The organism is Corynebacterium sp. HMSC065H09 (assembly GCF_001812845.1).
Taxonomy (GTDB): domain Bacteria; phylum Actinomycetota; class Actinomycetes; order Mycobacteriales; family Mycobacteriaceae; genus Corynebacterium; species Corynebacterium jeikeium_D.
Genome location: NZ_KV810589.1, coordinates 64,311 through 83,155, shown reverse-complemented (window position 1 = coordinate 83,155; position 18,845 = coordinate 64,311). Strand labels below are relative to the sequence as shown.

17 protein-coding genes are annotated in these 18,845 nt (G+C 59.2%); 11 read left to right on the top strand and 6 right to left on the bottom strand.

Annotated features, from left to right (window positions below):
- Positions 1-2: 2 nt before the first annotated feature.
- Both HMPREF2878_RS06355 and cobG read right to left on the bottom strand, forming a co-directional pair.
- On the bottom strand, positions 3-653 hold the full coding sequence (locus HMPREF2878_RS06355) for a precorrin-8X methylmutase (protein WP_070653055.1): 651 nt from the start codon (positions 651-653) through the stop codon (positions 3-5).
- A gap of 11 nt (positions 654-664) precedes the next feature.
- Positions 665-1,840, bottom strand: a complete 1,176-nt coding sequence (gene cobG / locus HMPREF2878_RS06350) for a precorrin-3B synthase (RefSeq protein ID WP_070653053.1) — start codon at positions 1,838-1,840, stop codon at positions 665-667.
- A gap of 251 nt (positions 1,841-2,091) precedes the next feature.
- Between cobG and HMPREF2878_RS06345 the strand changes: the two genes are divergently transcribed.
- From HMPREF2878_RS06345 to HMPREF2878_RS06325, 5 genes are all read left to right on the top strand, one after another.
- On the top strand, positions 2,092-3,654 hold the full coding sequence (locus HMPREF2878_RS06345) for a lipase family protein (RefSeq protein WP_049170527.1): 1,563 nt from the start codon (positions 2,092-2,094) through the stop codon (positions 3,652-3,654).
- Between the two features lie 173 nt (positions 3,655-3,827).
- Positions 3,828-7,478, top strand: a complete 3,651-nt coding sequence (gene cobN / locus HMPREF2878_RS06340) for a cobaltochelatase subunit CobN (RefSeq protein ID WP_042388717.1) — start codon at positions 3,828-3,830, stop codon at positions 7,476-7,478.
- 98 nt (positions 7,479-7,576) lie between these two features.
- Entirely contained in the window at positions 7,577-8,197 is a 621-nt protein-coding gene (locus tag HMPREF2878_RS06335) for an FxsA family protein (RefSeq protein WP_016422814.1), read from the top strand.
- A gap of 38 nt (positions 8,198-8,235) precedes the next feature.
- Positions 8,236-9,924 (top strand): apolipoprotein N-acyltransferase, encoded by a 1,689-nt coding sequence (gene lnt / locus HMPREF2878_RS06330; protein WP_016422815.1) that lies wholly within the window; start codon positions 8,236-8,238, stop codon positions 9,922-9,924.
- 12 nt (positions 9,925-9,936) lie between these two features.
- On the top strand, positions 9,937-10,749 hold the full coding sequence (locus tag HMPREF2878_RS06325) for a polyprenol monophosphomannose synthase (protein WP_049170520.1): 813 nt from the start codon (positions 9,937-9,939) through the stop codon (positions 10,747-10,749).
- Positions 10,750-11,052: 303 nt separating this feature from the next.
- Here the strand turns inward: HMPREF2878_RS06325 and HMPREF2878_RS06320 are convergent, their stop codons facing one another.
- Entirely contained in the window at positions 11,053-11,442 is a 390-nt protein-coding gene (locus tag HMPREF2878_RS06320) for an RNA polymerase-binding protein RbpA (RefSeq protein ID WP_005511311.1), read from the bottom strand.
- An 81-nt stretch (positions 11,443-11,523) separates the two neighbouring features.
- On the opposite strand from HMPREF2878_RS06320, the gene HMPREF2878_RS06315 reads away from it, so the two are divergent.
- From HMPREF2878_RS06315 to HMPREF2878_RS06305, 3 genes are all read left to right on the top strand, one after another.
- Positions 11,524-11,916 (top strand): hypothetical protein, encoded by a 393-nt coding sequence (locus HMPREF2878_RS06315; RefSeq protein WP_224783748.1) that lies wholly within the window; start codon positions 11,524-11,526, stop codon positions 11,914-11,916.
- A 17-nt stretch (positions 11,917-11,933) separates the two neighbouring features.
- Positions 11,934-12,644 carry a YceI family protein gene (locus tag HMPREF2878_RS06310; protein WP_070653051.1) on the top strand — a complete coding sequence of 237 codons (711 nt, stop codon included), beginning with the start codon at positions 11,934-11,936 and terminating at the stop codon, positions 12,642-12,644.
- A 191-nt stretch (positions 12,645-12,835) separates the two neighbouring features.
- Positions 12,836-13,054, top strand: a complete 219-nt coding sequence (locus HMPREF2878_RS06305) for a hypothetical protein (protein ID WP_049170512.1) — start codon at positions 12,836-12,838, stop codon at positions 13,052-13,054.
- 195 nt (positions 13,055-13,249) lie between these two features.
- On the opposite strand, the gene HMPREF2878_RS11165 is transcribed toward HMPREF2878_RS06305, so the two are convergent.
- Complete coding sequence (locus tag HMPREF2878_RS11165; protein ID WP_141753117.1) at positions 13,250-13,480, bottom strand: hypothetical protein; 231 nt, start codon at positions 13,478-13,480, stop codon at positions 13,250-13,252.
- 15 nt (positions 13,481-13,495) lie between these two features.
- On the opposite strand from HMPREF2878_RS11165, the gene HMPREF2878_RS06300 reads away from it, so the two are divergent.
- Together HMPREF2878_RS06300 and HMPREF2878_RS06295 are read left to right on the top strand one after the other, a co-directional pair.
- Positions 13,496-14,932, top strand: a complete 1,437-nt coding sequence (locus HMPREF2878_RS06300) for a hemolysin family protein (protein WP_070653049.1) — start codon at positions 13,496-13,498, stop codon at positions 14,930-14,932.
- A 3-nt stretch (positions 14,933-14,935) separates the two neighbouring features.
- Positions 14,936-15,973 carry a hemolysin family protein gene (locus tag HMPREF2878_RS06295; RefSeq protein WP_070653047.1) on the top strand — a complete coding sequence of 346 codons (1,038 nt, stop codon included), beginning with the start codon at positions 14,936-14,938 and terminating at the stop codon, positions 15,971-15,973.
- Between the two features lie 64 nt (positions 15,974-16,037).
- Here the strand turns inward: HMPREF2878_RS06295 and tpx are convergent, their stop codons facing one another.
- The gene (gene tpx, locus HMPREF2878_RS06290; RefSeq protein WP_070653045.1) at positions 16,038-16,535 is read right to left on the bottom strand and encodes a thiol peroxidase; all 498 of its coding nucleotides are present in this window, start codon (positions 16,533-16,535) and stop codon (positions 16,038-16,040) included.
- A gap of 174 nt (positions 16,536-16,709) precedes the next feature.
- Here tpx and HMPREF2878_RS06285 point away from each other — a divergent pair, with 174 nt between their 5' ends.
- Complete coding sequence (locus HMPREF2878_RS06285; RefSeq protein WP_005511316.1) at positions 16,710-16,994, top strand: Lrp/AsnC family transcriptional regulator; 285 nt, start codon at positions 16,710-16,712, stop codon at positions 16,992-16,994.
- A gap of 38 nt (positions 16,995-17,032) precedes the next feature.
- On the opposite strand, the gene HMPREF2878_RS06280 is transcribed toward HMPREF2878_RS06285, so the two are convergent.
- Positions 17,033-18,742: an FAD-binding dehydrogenase gene (locus tag HMPREF2878_RS06280; protein WP_048734037.1), complete on the bottom strand. Its 1,710-nt coding sequence runs from the start codon at positions 18,740-18,742 to the stop codon at positions 17,033-17,035.
- Positions 18,743-18,845: the final 103 nt, after the last annotated feature.

Genomic DNA, 18,845 nt, shown 5'->3' with positions numbered 1-18,845 from the left:
GTTTAGAGAATCTCCTTTGCGGTGGCGATGGCATTGAGGGCAGCACAGGTGATAGCCGAGCCGCCGCGGCGACCGGTGACGGTGATGTACTTCAGCTCCGGGTTGTCGGCACCGGAGTCGATAGTGGCCTGCTTGGATTCCGCGGCACCGACGAAGCCGACTGGCATGGCCAAAATGGCAGCGGGCATGGGGAAGGAACCCTCATTGATGCGGTTGAGCAGGTGGAAGAGGGCAGTGGGAGCGTTGCCGATGGCGACGACCGCGCCCTCAAGGCGTGGCTTCCACAGCTCCACGGCAGCAGCAGTGCGAGTGGTGCCGAGTTCCTGGGCCAGTTCGGGGACGCGCTCATCACGCAGCAAGCAGATGACTTCGTTGTCAACAGGTAGGCGCTTGCGGGTAATGCCCGAGGCGATCATGTTGACATCGGTGAAGATAGGAGCGCCTTCCTCGAGAGCCTGGCGAGCTGCGCGCACAGCTCCCGTGGAAAAGACGATGTCCTTGGCCAGGTCGGTCTGACCTGCTGCGTGAATCATTCGGACAGCGACGGTTTCCTCATCGGCGTCGAAGCGGGAAAGGTCGCTTTCCTCGCGGATGATGGCAAATGAGTTGCGATAAATATCCGCACCGTCGGCGTTGTACTCAAAGCGCTTCATAGGCTTAAAGCCTAGTCCACAGCAGTGACTTCGTATTCTCCGTCCCCAGTGGCGAGATAGTCGAAGTAACCGCCCTTGGGCTTGCCACAGCGGCGCTCACAACCGGAGAAGTGCACGCGGCCCTCGGGCAGGCGGTCATCGGCAATTGCATGAGCGGCATCACCTCGGGTGTCAGCCAGCGACTTTTCGCAACCGGGGCGACCGGTGCAGGCGCTGACGCGCAGCCAGGTGGACTTCCGGTCGAAGATCAGGCCATTGGGCGCCAATACCTTGACGACCTGTTCGGCAACTTCCTCTTCCAAATCGTGCAGAATCAGCGAATACCACGGAGTGATATGGACTGGAACCTGCGTGTGCGAGATAGCTCGGGCCAAACGCGCCGGGAGGACGCCAAAGCGCAGGCCAGCGGCCAGGCTAACCAGCCCATCCGGCTGGTCAATCCAACCGATCTGGCGGGACAGCCCGGCGGTGGCATCGAAGTTCTCAGTCGGGGTCGGCTCCTGCCGACGGACACGCTCGCCCAGTTCCTCGACTAGGCCATCAGCAACGCGCTCGGCCGCATCTGCTTCGGCGATACGCCAGGCCGAGCCACGGCTGTCATTCCACACCTTGGCTGTGGTGATGAGGGCCTCCACGACGTCGTCACGCGAGACAATAAGCCCCGAGGTCGCGCCACCAATGATGAGTTCGAACGTGTTCTCATCGTGGGCGACAACGCCGAAGTCGGGGCGCTCACCAAGGACATCACCACGGCCGTCGTCGAAAGCCATGAGCGTGCGGCCAGGAAGTGTTGCCAGAGACGGCTCCGCAATGAGCGCCGCGTCGAAATCCTGAACCAAGTCGCGGACATCAGCATTACCGCCGACGCGACCGGACAGTGGCGACTGAAGAACGTTGCGCACGCGGTCGTGGCTCGTGGAGGGAACCAGCTTCTCTTCTTCTGCGGCATCGGCGAATGCGCCGGTGTTGGTGATGCCACGAATCTGAACATTGCCGCGGGAAGTGAAGTGAATATCGCCATCACCGAAGTTTTCGGCCAGATCGGCGAGTACGGCAAAGCCCGGCGCGGGGAGAAAACCTCCGGGGAAGCGAAGGCGACCAATTGCGCCATCAGCTGCGATATGAACCTTTCGGGTGCCGGGGCAGCCGTCCTGACGAGTGCGGGTTCCTTGATCAGATGCAGTCATACTCTCAAGAATACGCAAACACACACAGAGCTGAGCCCCCGAAAACAGGGGCACATTATCCAGCCCCTTTCCAGCCCAACGAAACCATCCTGAAGTGGAGTTTTCATACCCCTCCGCAAAAACATACAAATTCTTCACTGAAAATCCACCGATCTACCTTTTTAAAACCTTATTGTTTTTATAACCTAACTTCCTCTGAATTAAGGGAAGTTTTCATTGGGTTTTCAATCTGGGGTTATTCAGGAGATTTCATGCCACATCACGACGCTGAAGCACTCACGCACGAGGCACACGACACCGTCGGCACCGGCCGTGCCTCGACACAGACACGCTCTGCTTCACGACGAAACCGTCGCACAATCCGAACGGGAATCGGGGTAGCGCTAGCAGGTCTTATGACCATCGGCCTGGCTACACCTGCAAACGCACAGCCACTAAACATCCCGGGCCTATCGGATAGTGGGCTGGCGGATAAGGTGTCGTCGTCAAGCGCAAACCGCGAACTGCCTGGTTTCGGCCATGTACCGAACCCGAATATGGAGAGGCTACTCGGCATCGAGAAAGACGATGAGGAGTCTGGTAGCGAGGGCGCAGGCAGGCAGCTGACCCCGGAACAGGCTCGCGTGGCCGCAGCCTCTCCGCTGAATTCTCTGCCGCTGACCCCGTCGCGCACGGCAAATGCCGGCATGCTGGTCAGCAGTGAGGATGCCGAGATGATGGTGAACGACAAGCTGTGGAATGTGGATGCCAAGCGTATTCACTACAACTCCACGGATTCCCTCGGAAATCCCAGTGTGGACACAGCCCTTGTGGTGACGCCGAAGACGGAGTGGAAGGGCAGCGGTCCGCGTCCGGTCGTCGCAATCGCGCCGGGCACGCAGGGTGGCGCGGAAAAGTGCGACCCCTCGGTATCCTCGCAGACCGGCCTAAAGATTGAGTTCGGTCCGTTGGACATTATTGCTCCATACGAGACGATCCCGATGGTCGCGAACTTGAAGCGAGGCGCGACTGTGGTGATGATCGACCACCACCGCAATTCCCAGGGTAACCAGGACTACGTCGACAACATCGCCTCGGCACAGTCGCTGTTTGATGCCGTGTCTGCCTCACACGAGCTCGGCGTGGACAAAAATGCGCCCGTGGGAATTTATGGCTACTCCCAGGGTGGCTCCGCAGCCGCTGCAGCCGCTGAGCGTGCAGGTGTCTACGCTCCAGAGCTCAACGTCGCCGCATCTGCCGCCGGCGGCCCGCCGTCCGATCTCGCAAACGTCCTCGACCAGATTGATGGCACTACGCTGACCGCCGCGATTGCACTGGCAATCAATTCTGTCCTGGATAAGGATCCGGAGCTGCGCCGAGTCCTCAAGGAAGAAATCAGCCCCGAAGGCAAAGAACTGCTGGACAACGTGGGCAACTACTGCGCGGGTGGCTTGGGTTTCCATCACTCGTTTGAAACCACTGACCAGTACACGACTAGCGGTGAGTCACTCAGCGAGATGATTAAGCGCTACGAGCCGGTACAGAAGGAACTCGCACGCCAGCGCGTCGGCAACTTCGTCCCAAATGCGCCGGTGTACCTCTACTCGGGTGAGCATGATGACATCATCCCCATCAACCAGGTTCGCAAGCTGCGCGATTCCTGGCTGAATCTCGGCTTCACCGACCTGGAGTACGTCGAAAACACGACTTCACCGGTGCTACCGAAGACGGGCATTAACCATATCGTTCCGATGCTCGCGGAACTGACTAATGCCACCGACTTCCTCTGGTCCCACTTCCCAGATCAGCCGGCGGAGCAGTCGCTGGAACTCTAGCAATAGCCCCTGCAGTAGAGTGATGGAGAAATCCACTGCCATGCCGCTGACGAGAAGCTCGGTGAAAATCCGCACGGTCGCGCCACTGTCACAGTCAGACCTCGTCATCGGTTAGAAGGCAGACTCCCGCCGACCGGGGACGCGTTGCTCCCCAGGAAGTGAATGACTACACCGTGATTCTGCTGCTGTCGACCTCGGATACCGACCTTCTGTCCGCCCGCGCGGCCGCTCAGGCCAACCCGGAGGTGTCCTACCGTTGGGCAAACCCGGCGCGTCTGCTCGACGATGATTTGCCCACGCTTGCCGACGGCGCCGATGTCGTCATCATCCGACTTCTCGGTGGCCGCCGCGCCTGGGAATCCGGCATCGACTACTTTGTGAACTCCGGTATTCCCACCGTCCTCGTCTCCGGTGAGCAGGCACCCGATGCCGAACTCACCGAGTATTCGACAGTTCCCGCAAACGTCGCCACGCAAACGCACATTTACCTGGCGGAAGGCGGCGCAAAGAACCTCGCACAGCTGCACAATTTCCTGTCGGACACACTGCTTCTGACCGGTCTTGGCTTTGAAGAGCCCACTCGCATGCCGGCCTGGGGTTTCCTGGAGCGCGACTCCAAGGTGGCCACGGAAGATTCCCGCGGCACCGTCGGCATTATTTACTACCGCGCCCAGCACCTGGCGGGAAATACGCACTACATTGAGGCGCTTGCTGACGCGGTCGAGGCTCGCGGCTACGTCGCCAAGCCTATCTTCGCCGCGTCCCTGCGCACCGCCAGCGATGAACTGCTGGCAGAGCTAGCTTCCTGCGACGCGCTCATCACCACGGTGCTCGCCGCTGGCGGCAACCGCCCGGCACTCGCGCAGGCCGGCCAGGACGATGACGGCTGGGATGTCGCCGCACTCGCAGACCTGAACATTCCCATCATCCAGGGTTTGGCCCTGACTTCGTCCAAGGCGGCATGGGAGGACAACGACGAAGGTCTGTCGCCGCTGGACGTCGCAACACAGGTCGCCGTCCCCGAATTCGACGGCCGCATCATCTCGGTCGCGTTCTCGTTTAAGGAAATCGACTCCGACGAGCTCATTTCCTACGTCCCGGATCTCGAGCGTTGCGACCGCCTGGCCGGCATCGCCACCCGTTACGCCGCGCTCCGCCACATCAACAACGCTGACAAGCGCGTCGCCGTCATGCTCTCTGCGTACCCGACCAAGCACGCCCGCATCGGCAACGCTGTCGGTCTGGACACACCAGCATCCACGTTGAAGGTGCTGCACGCGCTTGCCGACGCCGGATACAACCTCGGCGACACCACCAAAATCCCCGGATATGCCACCGCCGAGAATGGTGCCGATGAACCAGATGCGTTCATGCACGCCATCATCGAGGCCGGCGGCCAAGACCCGGACTGGCTGACCGAAGAGGTTATGGAGGCAGCCGAACTCCGCCTGCCCGCTGCCACCTACGAGAAGTTCTTCGCTACCTTGCCGGAAGAACTTCGCTCCGACATGCAGGACAAGTGGGGTGCCGCGCCGGGCACCCTGTACGTCCACCCGGATACCCAGGACATCTACATTGCGGGCCTGACCTTCGGAAATGTCGTGGTCATGGTGCAGCCACCGCGCGGTTTCGGTGACAACCCGGTGGGTATCTACCACGACCCGGATCTGCCGCCGACGCACCATTACCTGGCCTGCTACCGCTTCCTGTCGCTGTCGCAGGCGCAGGGCGGTTTCGGCGCTGATGCCGTGGTTCACATGGGCAAGCACGGCAACCTGGAGTGGCTGCCGGGCAAGACCGTCGGCCTTTCCGCTTCCTGCGGCCCGGATGCTGCCATCGGCGAGCTGCCAATGATCTACCCCTTCTTGGTCAACGACCCGGGCGAAGGCACACAGGCCAAACGCCGTGCTCACGCCACTCTGGTCGACCACCTCATTCCGCCGATGGCCCGCGCCGAATCCTACGGCGACATCACCCGTCTGGAACAGCTTCTCGACGAGCACCAGAACATCTCCGCCATGGACCCGGCCAAGCTGCCGGCCATCCGCCAGGAGATTTGGACGCTGCTGACCGCCGCGAAGATGGACCGCGACCTCGGCTGGGACGAGCGCCCGGACGAGGAGGTCTTCGATGACATGCTCATGCATGTCGACGGCTGGCTCTGCGAGATTAAGGACGTCGCCATCCGCGGTGGCCTCCACGTGCTCAGCCAGGCACCGGAAGATGAATCCCTGATCGGCACTGTGACCACCATGTTGCGCGCCCGCCAGCTGTGGGGCGGCAAGCAGACCCTGCCGGGCCTGCGCGAAGCTCTCGGCCTGGCCGAGGATGGCACCGATGAACGCCACGCTGTGGACTCTATCGATGCACTGGCTACGGCGCTGGTAACCGCCGTGGTGAAGAATCCCGACCAACCGGTGACACAGATCGCGGCTGATGTGCTCGGCTCCGAGGAATTTGCCGATATCGCGGCACCAAACGGCCTTGATCAGGTTGTCGAGCTGCTGCAGTTCACCCGCGACGAAATTCTCCCGCGCCTGGCTGCTACCGCCGAGGAGATCCCGCGCATTCTTTCCGCTCTCGATGGCGAATTCGTTCCAGCTGGCCCCTCTGGTTCACCACTGCGCGGCCTGGTCAATGTACTGCCGACTGCCCGCAACTTCTACTCGGTTGACCCCAAGGCGGTGCCGTCGCGCCTGGCTTGGGAAACCGGTGTTAACCTCGCCGATGGCCTGATTGAGCGCTACCGCGCCGACCACGGTGAGTACCCCAAGTCGGTTGGTCTGTCGGTGTGGGGCACTTCCGCCATGCGTACCTCGGGCGATGACATCGCCGAGGTGCTCGCGTTGATTGGTGTGCATCCGGTGTGGGATGACGCATCTCGCCGTATTGTCGGCCTTGAGCCGATTCCGCTGGAGGAGCTGGGCCGCCCGCGCATTGACGTGACCGTCCGTATTTCCGGCTTCTTCCGTGATGCGTTTCCGCATGTTATCGACCTTTTGGATGATGCGTTTCAGCTCGTCGTCAAGCTTGATGAATCCGATGAGGACAACTACGTGCGCGCCCATGCGAAGGCCGACCAGCAGGAGCGCCCGCGTCGCATCTTCGGTTCCAAGCCGGGCACCTATGGAGCTGGCCTGCTGCAGCTGATCGATTCCGGTTCCTGGCGCGATGACGCGGACTTGGCAAAGGTCTACACGACCTGGGGTGGCTACGCCTATGGCCGCGGCGTCGATGGGGAAGAGGCAGCTGACGACATGAAGACGGCCTACCGCCGTATTCAGGTTGCCGCGAAGAATGCCGATACCCGCGAGCACGATATCGCCGACTCCGATGACTACTTCCAGTTCCACGGCGGCATGATCGCCACGGTCCGTGCACTGACGGGTTCCGCTCCAGAGGCGTATGTGGGAGATTCCACGCGCCCGGACGCCGTGCGCACCCGCACCCTGCACGAGGAGACTCGACGCGTCTTCCGAGCCCGCGTAGTCAACCCACGCTGGATGCAGGCCATGCGTAACCACGGCTACAAGGGCGCCTTCGAAATGGCCGCAACCGTCGACTACCTCTTCGGTTACGACGCGACGGCGCAGGTCATGGATGACTGGATGTACGAAACGCTTACCGACGAGTACGTTGCGAACCCGGAAAACCGCGAGTTCTTTGAACAGTCGAATCCGTGGGCTTTGCACGATATTTCCGAGCGCCTGATGGAGGCCGCCGAGCGCGGTATGTGGGAAAACCCCGACCAGGAACGCATGGATCTGCTGCGCCAGACCTACCTGGATACAGAGGGCGACTTGGAGGAGCGCGCTGACCGGTAGGTAACCGCTAGGCGACCGGTAGGCGACCGCTAGTCGTGGTCTAACCGGCCGATAGCCGTAACCACTTGCTCATCTAGTGGCGGTTACACTGGGGAACTATGAGCAAGTGGTTCACAATTATTTACCTCATCGCCGAGATTGCGGCCTTTATCGCACTTGGTGAATGGATTGGCTATGGCTGGACCGTCCTGCTGGTTCTGGGTCTATTCATTCTGGGATTGGTTTTCGCCGCCATCGAGTTCAAGCGCATCTACCAGAAGTTGCTGCTGGATACTTCTCGTACTCTTACTGAGTACGGACAGAAGCATCCGGAGGAGGCAATCAAGCGCTCGGCAAAGGGCGCGGGACACTTTGTGGCTGACTCGGCAATTCTGTTGGTTGGCTCTTGGCTGATTGCCCTGCCGGGCGTCGTCACCACCGTTGTTGGTTTCCTCATGGTGCTACCGCCGACTCGCTGGCTGATTCGTAAGAGCGGATCGGTGGCGCTGCTCAACGGACTCCGCAACTTCAGTGACCGCAGCATGATGGTGGTCTCTCAGTACGGCATGAACCCCGGTGCTCCAGGAACTGGCGCTGGTGCTGGCGGTTTTTCGGGTTTCCCTGGATTCTCTGGTGGTTTCCCGGGTGCGGATGGCAAGGCCTTCCCACAGGATAAAATCGTCCCACCGGCACCGGACAACGCCTGGGATGATGACCAGGACGACAGCGACAAGCGCTAACTCAAAAACTCGCAAACGTAGAGAGTTCTCTTATACAAGTGCACACTAACCGCCAAGCGCGCTCCAGCGAGCACGGGAACGTCGCTCAGAAAGACGCTTCGAAAGGCATTCCGGAGAATCCGAATCGCTGGCAGGCGCGCTTTCGCGCGCTTACCCCACTAAAGCAGCGCCTCGTTCTCGCCTTCATTGCAATCCTCGCTGGTGGATTGCAGTTCTTAAGCTATGCGCCCATGAGCTGGTGGTGGACGGCCTGGATCGGCCTCGCCCTGCTCATTTTTGCCTTCTTCTGCGCAGCCGATTGGAAATCCAGCGTAGTGGTGGGCTTCAGCTGGGCAACAGCGACGGCACTTTTCTCACTGCCGTGGATCGGCTCCTTCGTCGGCATTGGCCCCTACGTGGCGCTCTCAATTGTGCTGGGTCTCCTGACAATTCCGGCGGCGCTTGCGATGTGGCTGATTGCCCAATCCAGTTTCCCCCTCGCGCTGAAGCTCCCTGGCATGGCCGCTGCGCTCGTGGCAGGGGAGGCGCTGCTAGCCCGCTGGCCTTTCGGAGGCTTCCCCTGGCTCCGCGTTGCCTGGGGGCAGGTCGACGGCCCGCTGGCCCCAGCAGTGGCAATCGGCAGCACTGCATTGGTCACTTTCCTCGCTGCTTGCGTTGGTGCGGGACTGGTCGCGCTCACGCTACGTTCCTATGCAACCTCCGCTGCGCTTTTGGTGGGAGCGTTATTCGTCGGCTGGGTTCTTCCTGCGTGGACCCAACCACTGCCTGAGCCTACGGCCGCTGACAACACCCGTGTCGCGGTTATCCAGGGCAATGTTCCTCGCCTCGGTTTAGAGTTCAATGCCCAGCGCCGCGCAGTCCTGCAAAACCACGCCGATGCCACCAATGAGCTGGCACGACGTGTCCACCAAGGTAAGGAACAGCAACCGGATATCGTCATCTGGCCCGAAAACTCCTCCGATGTCAGCCCGTTTACGGATGGGGAAGCGGCACGCATTATCGAAAACGCCGCGATGAATATTGGCGCTCCCATCGTGGTCGGCACCTTTACCTACACCGATGGGGTGCAAAACACCATGGTGGTCTGGGATCCGCAGACCGGCCCCGGCGACCAGCACGAGAAAATCTATCTCCAGCCCTTCGGCGAAACCATGCCATTCCGCGAGCTACTGCGCCACTTTTCCGACATGGTCGCTCACGCCGGAGACATGACTCCGGGCAACGGCGATGCCGTGGTCACAACGCCAGGCACAGATGGTTTAAAGAAGGTCAATCTAGGCGTGGCCACCTGTTACGAAGTGGTCTTCGATGGCGCCTTCCGCAACGCGGTCAACCACGGCGCAACCATGCTGGCCACGCCCACAAATAACGCCACCTTCGGTTTCACCGACATGACCTACCAACAGCTGGCCATGAGCCGCATGCGAGCCATGGAGTTCCAACGCTCCACGGCCGTCGCCGCAACCAGCGGTGTGAGCGCGATTGTGGATGCGCACGGAGACGTCGTAAAGCAGAGCAAAATCTTCGAGCAGAAGGTACTCACTGAAACTCTGCCTCAGTACGCCCACCTGACTTTTGCAGCCCGCTTCGAGACGTGGATTGAAGGTCTACTGACCGCATTCGGTATTCTTTGTGTGGTTGGTGCCGTCCTGCGTCGCCGTGGCGGAGATGCCAGGGCAGGCGCAGATGAAGTTGATGGCCGGGATACTGAGCAGAACATGCACTAAGGAGAATCACGAGTGACTGCCCTAAATGAGTCGACGCTGGTTGTCATTCCCACTTTCAACGAGCGGGAAAACCTGCCGGGCGTGATTGCACGCCTGCGCGCAGCGGAGCCTCGCGTCGACATTTTGGTTGTCGATGACTCTTCACCAGACGGCACCGGTGAGCTCGCCGATGAAATCGCTGCCGCTGACAAGTCGGACAACGGCGAAGAACACATCTACGTCCTGCACCGCGAGGGCAAGGGCGGTCTCTGGGGTGCGTACCGCGCGGGCTTCGCTTGGGGTCTCGAGCGCGACTACGAGGTTCTCTGCGAGATGGATGCCGACGGCTCCCACGCACCAGAGCAGTTCCATCTGCTGCTGGAGAAGCTCGAGGACGGTGCCGATGTCGTCATCGGTTCCCGCTACATTCCGGGCGGCAAGACCGTCAACTGGCCAATGAGCCGTCAGGTTCTCTCCCGCGGCGGCAACCTCTACATCTCGCTGGCGCTCGGCGCGGGCATCTCGGATATCACCGCTGGCTACCGTGCTTATCGACGGGAAGTTCTCGAAACCCTCGATCTCGACAACATTGGCAAGGCTGCGTACCTGTTCCAGACCGAGCTCGCTTTTGAGGCTGTACAGGCGGGCTTCTTGGTGGAGGAGGTTCCGATCACCTTTACTGAGCGCGAGTACGGCGAGTCCAAGATGGATGGCAGCTTTGTGAAGCAGTCACTGCTGCAGGTCACCAAGTGGGGATTCAAGCACCGCTCACAGCAGGTAAAAAACCTGGGGTCGGAGATTGGTCGCCTGGCTGGTCACGAGTTTAAGCAGCGATTCCGCAAGTAGGGCTAGGGCAGCCCCAAAGATTGCGGCCTGCCCGTGTGGAGACGGGCTGCCTGTATGACTGCGGGCTGCCTGTATGAATGGGGGCTGCAAATGTGAAACTGACTTAGTTTATGACAGTTTCAGGCCATTTTTCAGGCCATTTTTGTCATAAACGCAGTCAGTAACTCGGTTCGGCCCGCCGCAGCCAGGCACCAACGAAAAATGGGTCCGAATAAGGAGCAAAACCTTATCCGGACCCGAATTTCAGTGTTTGATTGACGGCTACAAAGCTCTAAAGCTCACTAGCGCAAGCCAGCTCAAACCTTAAGCGTTCTTCTCTGCTTCTTCGGCTTCCTTCTGAGCCTTCAGCAGGCGAGCGGCGTTACGACGACGCTTGCGCAGCAAGTCAACGCGCTCATCCAGCAGCACGTCGAGCTCCTCGATGGAGCGACGCTCACGGAGCATGTCCCAGTGAGTCCTCGGCGGCTTCACCGGCTTGGCTTCAGTGCCTTCGCCTTCAACCAGCTCACCAATTTGGCCATTCTTGCACAGCCATTCACCTGGAATTTCCGCGTCATCCGCGAATGGGACCTCGAAGATCTCACCGGATTCAGTGCGGTAGCGGACCATCATTCGCGGCGCGAGGTCATGATCGCGATCGGTCTCATACGAAACGGCGCCCATGCGACTGCCACGAAGAACTCGATCTGCCATGTGGAACGTGCCCCCTTTGGTAGAAATACTAGACCACACATTATAACGCCTTAATCTGTATTCATGCCATAATTGACTTCTGTGTCAGATCAAAAGCCGAGCACAACTACCGCCAATTGCCAGTGGTGTGGCCGCGAAATGGAGGTCGCTATCCGCGGTCGCCGTCGCAAGTTCTGCAGCCAAGCCTGCCGGCAGCGCGCGTATGAAAAACGCACTGGCGTAGCAAAAGGCGCTTCCAGGCCGATTGCCGAGCGAATCAATTCGGATCTCACGCTGAAGACCGCCACCGATGCCACGAGCAGGCCGGCGGGCGATGACGTCGTAAAGCGAATAGGGGACGGGCTCTTCGAAGTACGTTGTCTCGCCGAAGACTTGCGCACCGCGCTTGACGACGGCATGGAGACTGCCGTCCTGCAGGAGATTACGCAGGAATTGATTATGAAAACGCGTGAAGTGGAACGGTTTATCCCATAGCGGATTAAAAGGATAGGATGAGCACTATGAATTCTGGTGTCCGTAAGTCAATTATTACTTTGATAGCCGTTGCAGTTGTTGCGCTCGCAATTGTTATTGTGGGGCCAGTTTTGTATCGCGTTTTCACGCATGAAGGGGTGCGTACTGGGGATTTCGAGGCCACGGAGCTGCCTGCAGCAACGACTGATGCGAATGGCACCTGGAAGATTGTCGGTGGCGATAACTCACAGAACACCTCCGTTGGCTTTACTTTTAATGAGGTACTGCCGGGCAGCAGGCGGACGACGTCTGGTTCCACCCACGATGTCACCGGCGAGCTGAAGGTTGCTAACAACAATCTTGAGGACGCATCCGTTGTTGTTGATATGGCAACTCTGACTAGCGATATTGAACGTCGTGACATCAATGTCCGCAACAATATTTTCAGTGTTGAGCAGTACCCAGAAGCTAAGTTTGAGCTTGCAGAGCCGCTCGATATTTCAAACATTCCAGATAACGGCCAGTGGGCGAATATCGAGATTCCGGGACGCCTGACCATCCGCGGTGTCACCAATGATGTCACCGTGCCGATGAAGGCCGCTCGTACCGAAAACCTGGTTTTGCTGTCGGGCACTCTGCCAATCAACCGACTGGATTACAACGTGCGCCTGCCACAGTTTGTAGCTGCATCCATCGAGGAAAACGGCGAACTCAATCTACGCATTGTCGCAGAGAAGCAGGACGCGTAGGACGGGTAGGTTTCGCGGCTGGCAGGCACCGCCATCTAAAGAAAATCGCAGCGGAGCTATTCCGAAAGAGGCTTCTAGCCAGCGGAAATATACCTCGATTCGTCACTGTGACGTAATAAAGCCATTTAGTCACACACCACAGACATCCCACCAAAAACATTTTTGGTGGGCTAGTTGGGAGTCACAACGATATGAACACCTACGAAGCAATGTTGCTCGCACGAAAGGTGCGAATGGTGCTGCTCATTATCTTCATCGCGTTCGTGACCTACAAGGGCGTGTGGTGGCTCGCGGCTGTCGGCGCATTCCTGATTGGCATGACTCTGTGGCAGAACAAGCGACTGCGGGAAGAGATTGCCGTCCGCAACGCGGATGAGCTTGCAGCGAACGCCAAGGACAATGAGCAATAGACCCGACGGCATGGATCAAGCGCCAAGGTAGAACGCGGCGGCGGAAAAGGCGGCGGCGGAAAAGCGGCAGCCCTGGGAATTCGGAAAACCCCAGGGCCAACCACTTTCAATATTTGTCCGATAATATACATTATGACATTTTGCCCTTAGGATCCCGTCCTCCCCATTACCGCCGATGCGCCATTACCGTCAGGTCTAAGGAATTTTTAGTAAGATTTCTCGCATGCCTGAACTCTCAGACACATCCAGCAGCTCAGACAGACCCAATGCGTCCGACACATCAGATAGCTCTGGCTCGTCCGACGACCCAGAGCCTCGCGCCAACGTTGACGGGCTCTCTGTAGCCGCAGTAAGCGCAATCACCGCAGCAACCGCCGCAGCATCCCCAGCGAACGCCGCAGCATCCCCAGCGAACGCAGCGAACACTTCAGGTGATGCCGCGTGATTGTATCCGCACTCATCGTCTTAGCGGTCTTTCTATTCCTCGTTTTCGCCAACGCAATTTTCGTTGCTGTCGAGTTTTCCTACCTCACGGTTAACAGGAACGATGTCAAGAAGGCCGCAAACGCCGGCTCAAAGTCCGCATACTTAGTAGACCGTGCTCTATCACGCACCTCTACTAACCTCTCCGGCGCACAGCTGGGAATTACGGTCACCAGCCTCGTCGCTGGTTTCCTGACCGGTCCTTCCCTCGGCGTCCTCCTCGAAGCCGCATTTGGTGGCACTAGCATCTCTCCCGCCACCGTCACTGCAATCAGCACTACGGGCGCTTTCATTATCGCGACCTTCACTCAAATGGTCTTTGGCGAACTCGTCCCCAAAAACTGGGCCATCGCCGAGCCCACTAAAGTCGCAAACCTCGTGGTCAGGCCACAGAATGCCTTCATGTTCGCATTCGGCTGGCTGGTCTGGCTACTCAACAGCGCGGCTAATTGGGTGCTCAAACGGCTCGGCTTCTCCCCTGAGGAAGAGGTCGCCAGTGCCAGGACCGCGGAGGAACTCCGTGCCGTCGTCACGCGCTCTAGCGATGAAGGAAAGATTAACCCGCAGACCGCCGAGTTGGTGGCACGATCGATTGAGTTCGGCGAGCGCACGGCGGCTGATGTGATGACGCCACGCACGCAGATTATCTTTATCGAAAATCAGAGCGTCGCAGAGATGCTGACGGTCGTCGCAGATTCTGGACATGCACGCTTCCCCGTCGTCGGCAACAGCGTCGACGACATTCGCGGCGTGGTGCATTACACCGACCTGCTCAGCGTGCCACACGCACAACGCTTGACGACGTCGGCTGCGAGCCTGGCCAAAGATGTACTCGTGGTAAACGACTCGACCACACTTGATCCGCTGATGCGTCAACTGCGTGAGGATGCATACCAGTTCGCGGTGGTTGTCGATGAGTACGGCGGCACGGACGGCATTGTGACGTTGGAGGATCTCGTCGAGGAAATCGTCGGTGAAATTGACGATGAACAGGACGATCGTTCGTTGCTCTACAGCCGGATTAGCCCCAATACGGTGATTGTTTCCGGTCTCATGCGCCCTGATGAGTTGGGAGAGATCCTAAACCTGGTCCTGCCGGAGGGCGAAGAATCCGACACTATTGGTGGATTTATCACCGAACGCTTGGATCGCATGCCTCGCTTCGGCGACACGATTACGGTCGAAGCCACCGACCACGAAAACCTCGATGAGGAGCACTTGCCTACCACCGCTGAAGTTGCTTTTCGAGTCGAGCGCATGGCGCGTCACCGCGTTGGCCGTATTCGTGTCCAGGTGGACCGCGCCGGCAACAAGGTCACGCGCACGGATGAAGGCGCTGACCAGGACGGCACCAGTCACAACCACGTCGAGCACAACAGCGAAAAGGAGGGCTAGAACATGCCACTACTTACTCTTATTTTGCTGTTGGCCCTCAATGCCTGGTTTGTCGCCGCTGAATTTGCGATGGTCTCGGCTCGCCGCGATCAAATTGAACCGGATGCCGTCAGCGGCTCTACCAGCGCAAAGTACGCGCTGCGCGGTATCGAAAACGTGTCGGTCTCCCTGGCGGCAACACAGCTGGGCATTACCGCCTGTTCCCTGCTCATCGGTGCCGTCGGCGAGCCTGCGATTGCGCACTTCTTCGAGCCCTACATGACAGCACTGGGACTCCCCGCGGGCACCGCCCACGTGGTTGCGCTGGCGTTGGCGCTGCTGATTGTCACTTTCTTACACATGGTTGTCGGCGAAATGGTGCCGAAGAACATCGCTATTGCGGCTCCCAGCCCGACGGCGAAGTTCGTGGCTATTCCGCTGTATGTGATTGTGCGGGTGCTCAATCCGGTTATCTGGGCGATGAATACGACGTCGAACATCGTGGTTCGCAAGGTTCTTCGCGCCACTCCGAAGGACGAGGTCGATTCCTCCTTCACCGCTAGTCAGGTGCAAGATTTCGTCGCCGAGTCCGGGCGTCAGGGCCTTCTCGACAATGACGAGCTCGCGCTCCTCCACAAAGCTCTCGGCTTCGAGCATCTCACCGCCGCGGATGTCACTATGCAACTCGACACCCTCGTCACCATTGGCTCCGACGCCACCGTCGCCGACATCGAAGAGCTCAGCGCACGCACGCGCTTTTCCCGCTTCCCCATCACCGATGCCGACAGCAGCTTCATCGGCTACCTTCATGTCAAGGATTTGCTCTCGCTTGACGACGGTCACCGCGACCGACCCTTCCCGCGGAATCTGATTCGCACCTTCGCAAGCGTCAGCCCGGATGCCAAGCTCCAGACGGTCATGCGGCTGATGCAGCGCGAGCAGGCTCATTTCGCCTTGGTGACGGAGGAAGATAGTACTTCGGAGAACTCTGTCAACGGAATCGTTGCGCTGGAGGACGTACTAGAAGAGCTCGTCGGCGAAGTCCGCCAGGCAACAGCCTAGCGAGTGCGCCGACGAGCCCCGTCGATTCCAGCTGGTTACTTGCTGCTGAAAGCTTGTTAGCTAATTACTTCAGTGCAGCCAGTGCGGAGTCGTAGTCCGGCTCCGTGGTGATCTCATCGACCAGCTGGTTGTAAATGACCTTGCCCTCTTCGTCAGTGACGACTACGGCACGAGCAAGCAGGCCAGCGAGCGGGCCATCCTGCTGGACAACACCGAAGGCTTCGCCGAAGCCGTGGCGGAAGTCCGAGGCAACCTCAACGTTGTCCAGGCCTTCTGCAGCGCAGAAGCGGCCGAGAGCGAACGGCAGGTCACGCGAAACATTAACTACGACGGTGTTGTCCAGCCCAGCAGCGTCCTCGTTGAAGTGACGCACCGAAGCTGCACAAACACCAGTATCTACGGACGGGAAGATGTTGTAGACGACCTTCTTACCAGCGAAGGTCTCATTGGTGACCTCCCCGAGGTCACCACCGGTGAGGGTAAACTCCGGAGCCTTGTTGCCCACCTGGGGCAGGTCTCCGGAAAGCTGGACTGGGTTGGACTGAAATGCGATTTGTGTCATAGCGCCCTTTTTACCGCCTTTCGTCCGGATCCTCCAGGCTGTTTCCTGGAAATCAGTAGAATCGTGACAGAAATGAAATTCCGGGCCGCAGTATCTTGAGCAATCTTGCGTACCTTGCGGTCCGGGCCACGCTATTCAGCGGGCCCCACGTTTAAACTCCGAGGAAAGGCAGCCATGAGTTTGATTACCGCAATTGTGTCCATCGATGTCGAAGCTGACAAGATTCCGGAGGCCGCCGAGACCATCGTCGAGATCGACGGCGTGACTGAGGTCTACTCCGTTACTGGTGACTGGGACTTGGTCGTCGTGGTGCGCGCAACTAATCACGATGATTTGGCGGAAATCATTCCAAATCTCATCAGCAAGGTCGACGGTGTTATTCGCACCCAGACTCAGCTGGCTTTCCGCACCTACTCTCAGCACGACCTGGAAAGTGCATTCTCCATCGGGCTGGAGTAGGCGCGGTTTCTTCCACCGAGCCGTGCGGTATGCGGGAGCTACTTAACCACTTCCGCCATCGCGCGGCCTGCCTGGCGGCCACTGAAAATACAGCCGCCCAGGAATGTACCTTCCAGCGCGTTGTTGCCGTGGACGCCGCCGCCACCGAAGCCAGAGGCCTCGCCTGCGGCGTAGAGCCCCTCGAAGGGAGTTCCGTCCGGGTGCAAGCACTGGCCGTCGAGGGTGGTCTCGATGCCTCCGAGCGTCTTGCGGGTCAGCATGCGCAGACGAATAGCAATCAGTGGGCCGTTCTTCGGATCCAAAATCGGTGATGGCGGCACGGAGCGGATGATCTTGTCCCCGAGGAAGTTCCGGGCCACGTTGACGTAATTGACCTGGTAGTCCTTGGAGAAGGGATTACCGGTCTGCATGTCGCGCTGACGAATCTGTTCCTCGAGCTTCTCCAGGTCAATCTTCGGCGCTGCGGCTCCGGACTCTCCGCCCGAGCTCGCCTCCACAATCTCGTTCATCCCCTCGACCAGCTTTGGCAGATCGTCGGCAACCACCCAGTCTTCGCCGTTGTCCATGAACGCCTGAATAGGTGCGGCGACACCAGAGGTCACCTTGCCAATCAGCTTCTTGATCTCCTTGTCGGTCAGATCCGGATTCTGTTCTGAGCCAGAGAAAATAAACTCCTTGGCCACGATATTCTTATTCAGCACAAACCAGGAGTACGAGTGTCCGGTGGCCAGAATGTGCTTCATCGTGCCGACAGTATCCGCGCCCGGAATATATGGCGCTGGCAGGCGATTTCCTTCTGCGTCAAACCACATGGCCGACGGCCCCGGGATGATACGGATACCGTGATTCGGCCACACGGGATTCCAGTTCTTCATGCCCTCGGTGTAATGCCACATGCGGTCACGGTTGACGAGGTTTGCGCCGGCCTGCTCTGCAATCTCGATACCACGGCCGTCAACATGCTCTGGCACACCGCAGACCATATCCTTCGGCATCTCGCCCAGGCGCTCGGTCGGCCAGCACTTACGCACGGCTTCCAGGTTGCCGCCAACACCGCCCGTCGCAATGCACACGGCCGACCCGCGGATCTCAAAGTCCTCCCCTGTTTCCTCGCGTGACGACGCCACTCCTCGCTCTAAGGATTCACAGGGAACCAGAATCTTGCCACGCACGCCGACGGCGCGGCCATCTTCCACAATCACCTCGTCAACGCGGTGGCGATGGCAGTATTCCACCAGCCCCTTCTTCGCAGCTTCAGCGACCGGCTCTGCGAATACGCGGACGATTTCGGGGCCTGTGCCCCAGGTGAGGTGGAATCGGGGTACCGAGTTGCCGTGACCGTCGGCACGCCCTTCACCGCGCTCAGCCCACCCGACGACAGGCAGGAACTTCACGCCGAGATTGCGGAGGTAGTCACGCTTCTCCCCTGCCGCGAAGTTCAGGTAGGCCTTGGCCCACTTGCGTCCCCAGTTGTCTTCCTCGCGGTCGAACTGCGCGGAGTTGAACCAGTCAGCTTCAGCGAGCTCGCGGTTGTCCTTGACTCCGAGGCGGCGCTGCTCTGGCGAGTCGACGAGAAAGATTCCTCCCAGCGACCAGAAAGCCTGTCCGCCGAGGTTGTTGGCATTCTCCTGATCGACAAGGATGACCTTCTTGCCGGCCTGCGTGGCCTCATACGTCGCGACCAATCCGGCAAGTCCGGCGCCGACGACAACAATGTCTGCAGTACGTGTGGTGCTCTGTGCGTTCATAGTTTCGTTTTTAGACCCTAAACATCACCTTTGAGGTGGTTTTGCCTAAAAACGTGATTTATTTTTACAGGCATTATTTATCTGGCGAATTTCCAACGCGCCC

Excerpts from the sequence above, each read along its gene's own strand:
- HMPREF2878_RS06305 (WP_049170512.1), top strand. The coding sequence starts at position 12,836 with ATGAACACCTACGAAGCAATGTTGCTCGCACGAAAGGTGCGAATGGTG.
- HMPREF2878_RS06355 (WP_070653055.1), bottom strand. The coding sequence starts at position 653 with ATGAAGCGCTTTGAGTACAACGCCGACGGTGCGGATATTTATCGCAAC.
- HMPREF2878_RS06320 (WP_005511311.1), bottom strand. The coding sequence starts at position 11,442 with ATGGCAGATCGAGTTCTTCGTGGCAGTCGCATGGGCGCCGTTTCGTAT.
- tpx (WP_070653045.1), bottom strand. The coding sequence starts at position 16,535 with ATGACACAAATCGCATTTCAGTCCAACCCAGTCCAGCTTTCCGGAGAC.
- HMPREF2878_RS06345 (WP_049170527.1), top strand. The coding sequence starts at position 2,092 with ATGCCACATCACGACGCTGAAGCACTCACGCACGAGGCACACGACACC.
- HMPREF2878_RS06295 (WP_070653047.1), top strand. The coding sequence starts at position 14,936 with ATGCCACTACTTACTCTTATTTTGCTGTTGGCCCTCAATGCCTGGTTT.
- HMPREF2878_RS06285 (WP_005511316.1), top strand. The coding sequence starts at position 16,710 with ATGAGTTTGATTACCGCAATTGTGTCCATCGATGTCGAAGCTGACAAG.
- HMPREF2878_RS06280 (WP_048734037.1), bottom strand. The coding sequence starts at position 18,742 with ATGAACGCACAGAGCACCACACGTACTGCAGACATTGTTGTCGTCGGC.
- HMPREF2878_RS06335 (WP_016422814.1), top strand. The coding sequence starts at position 7,577 with ATGAGCAAGTGGTTCACAATTATTTACCTCATCGCCGAGATTGCGGCC.
- cobG (WP_070653053.1), bottom strand. The coding sequence starts at position 1,840 with ATGACTGCATCTGATCAAGGAACCCGCACTCGTCAGGACGGCTGCCCC.
- HMPREF2878_RS06310 (WP_070653051.1), top strand. The coding sequence starts at position 11,934 with ATGAGCACTATGAATTCTGGTGTCCGTAAGTCAATTATTACTTTGATA.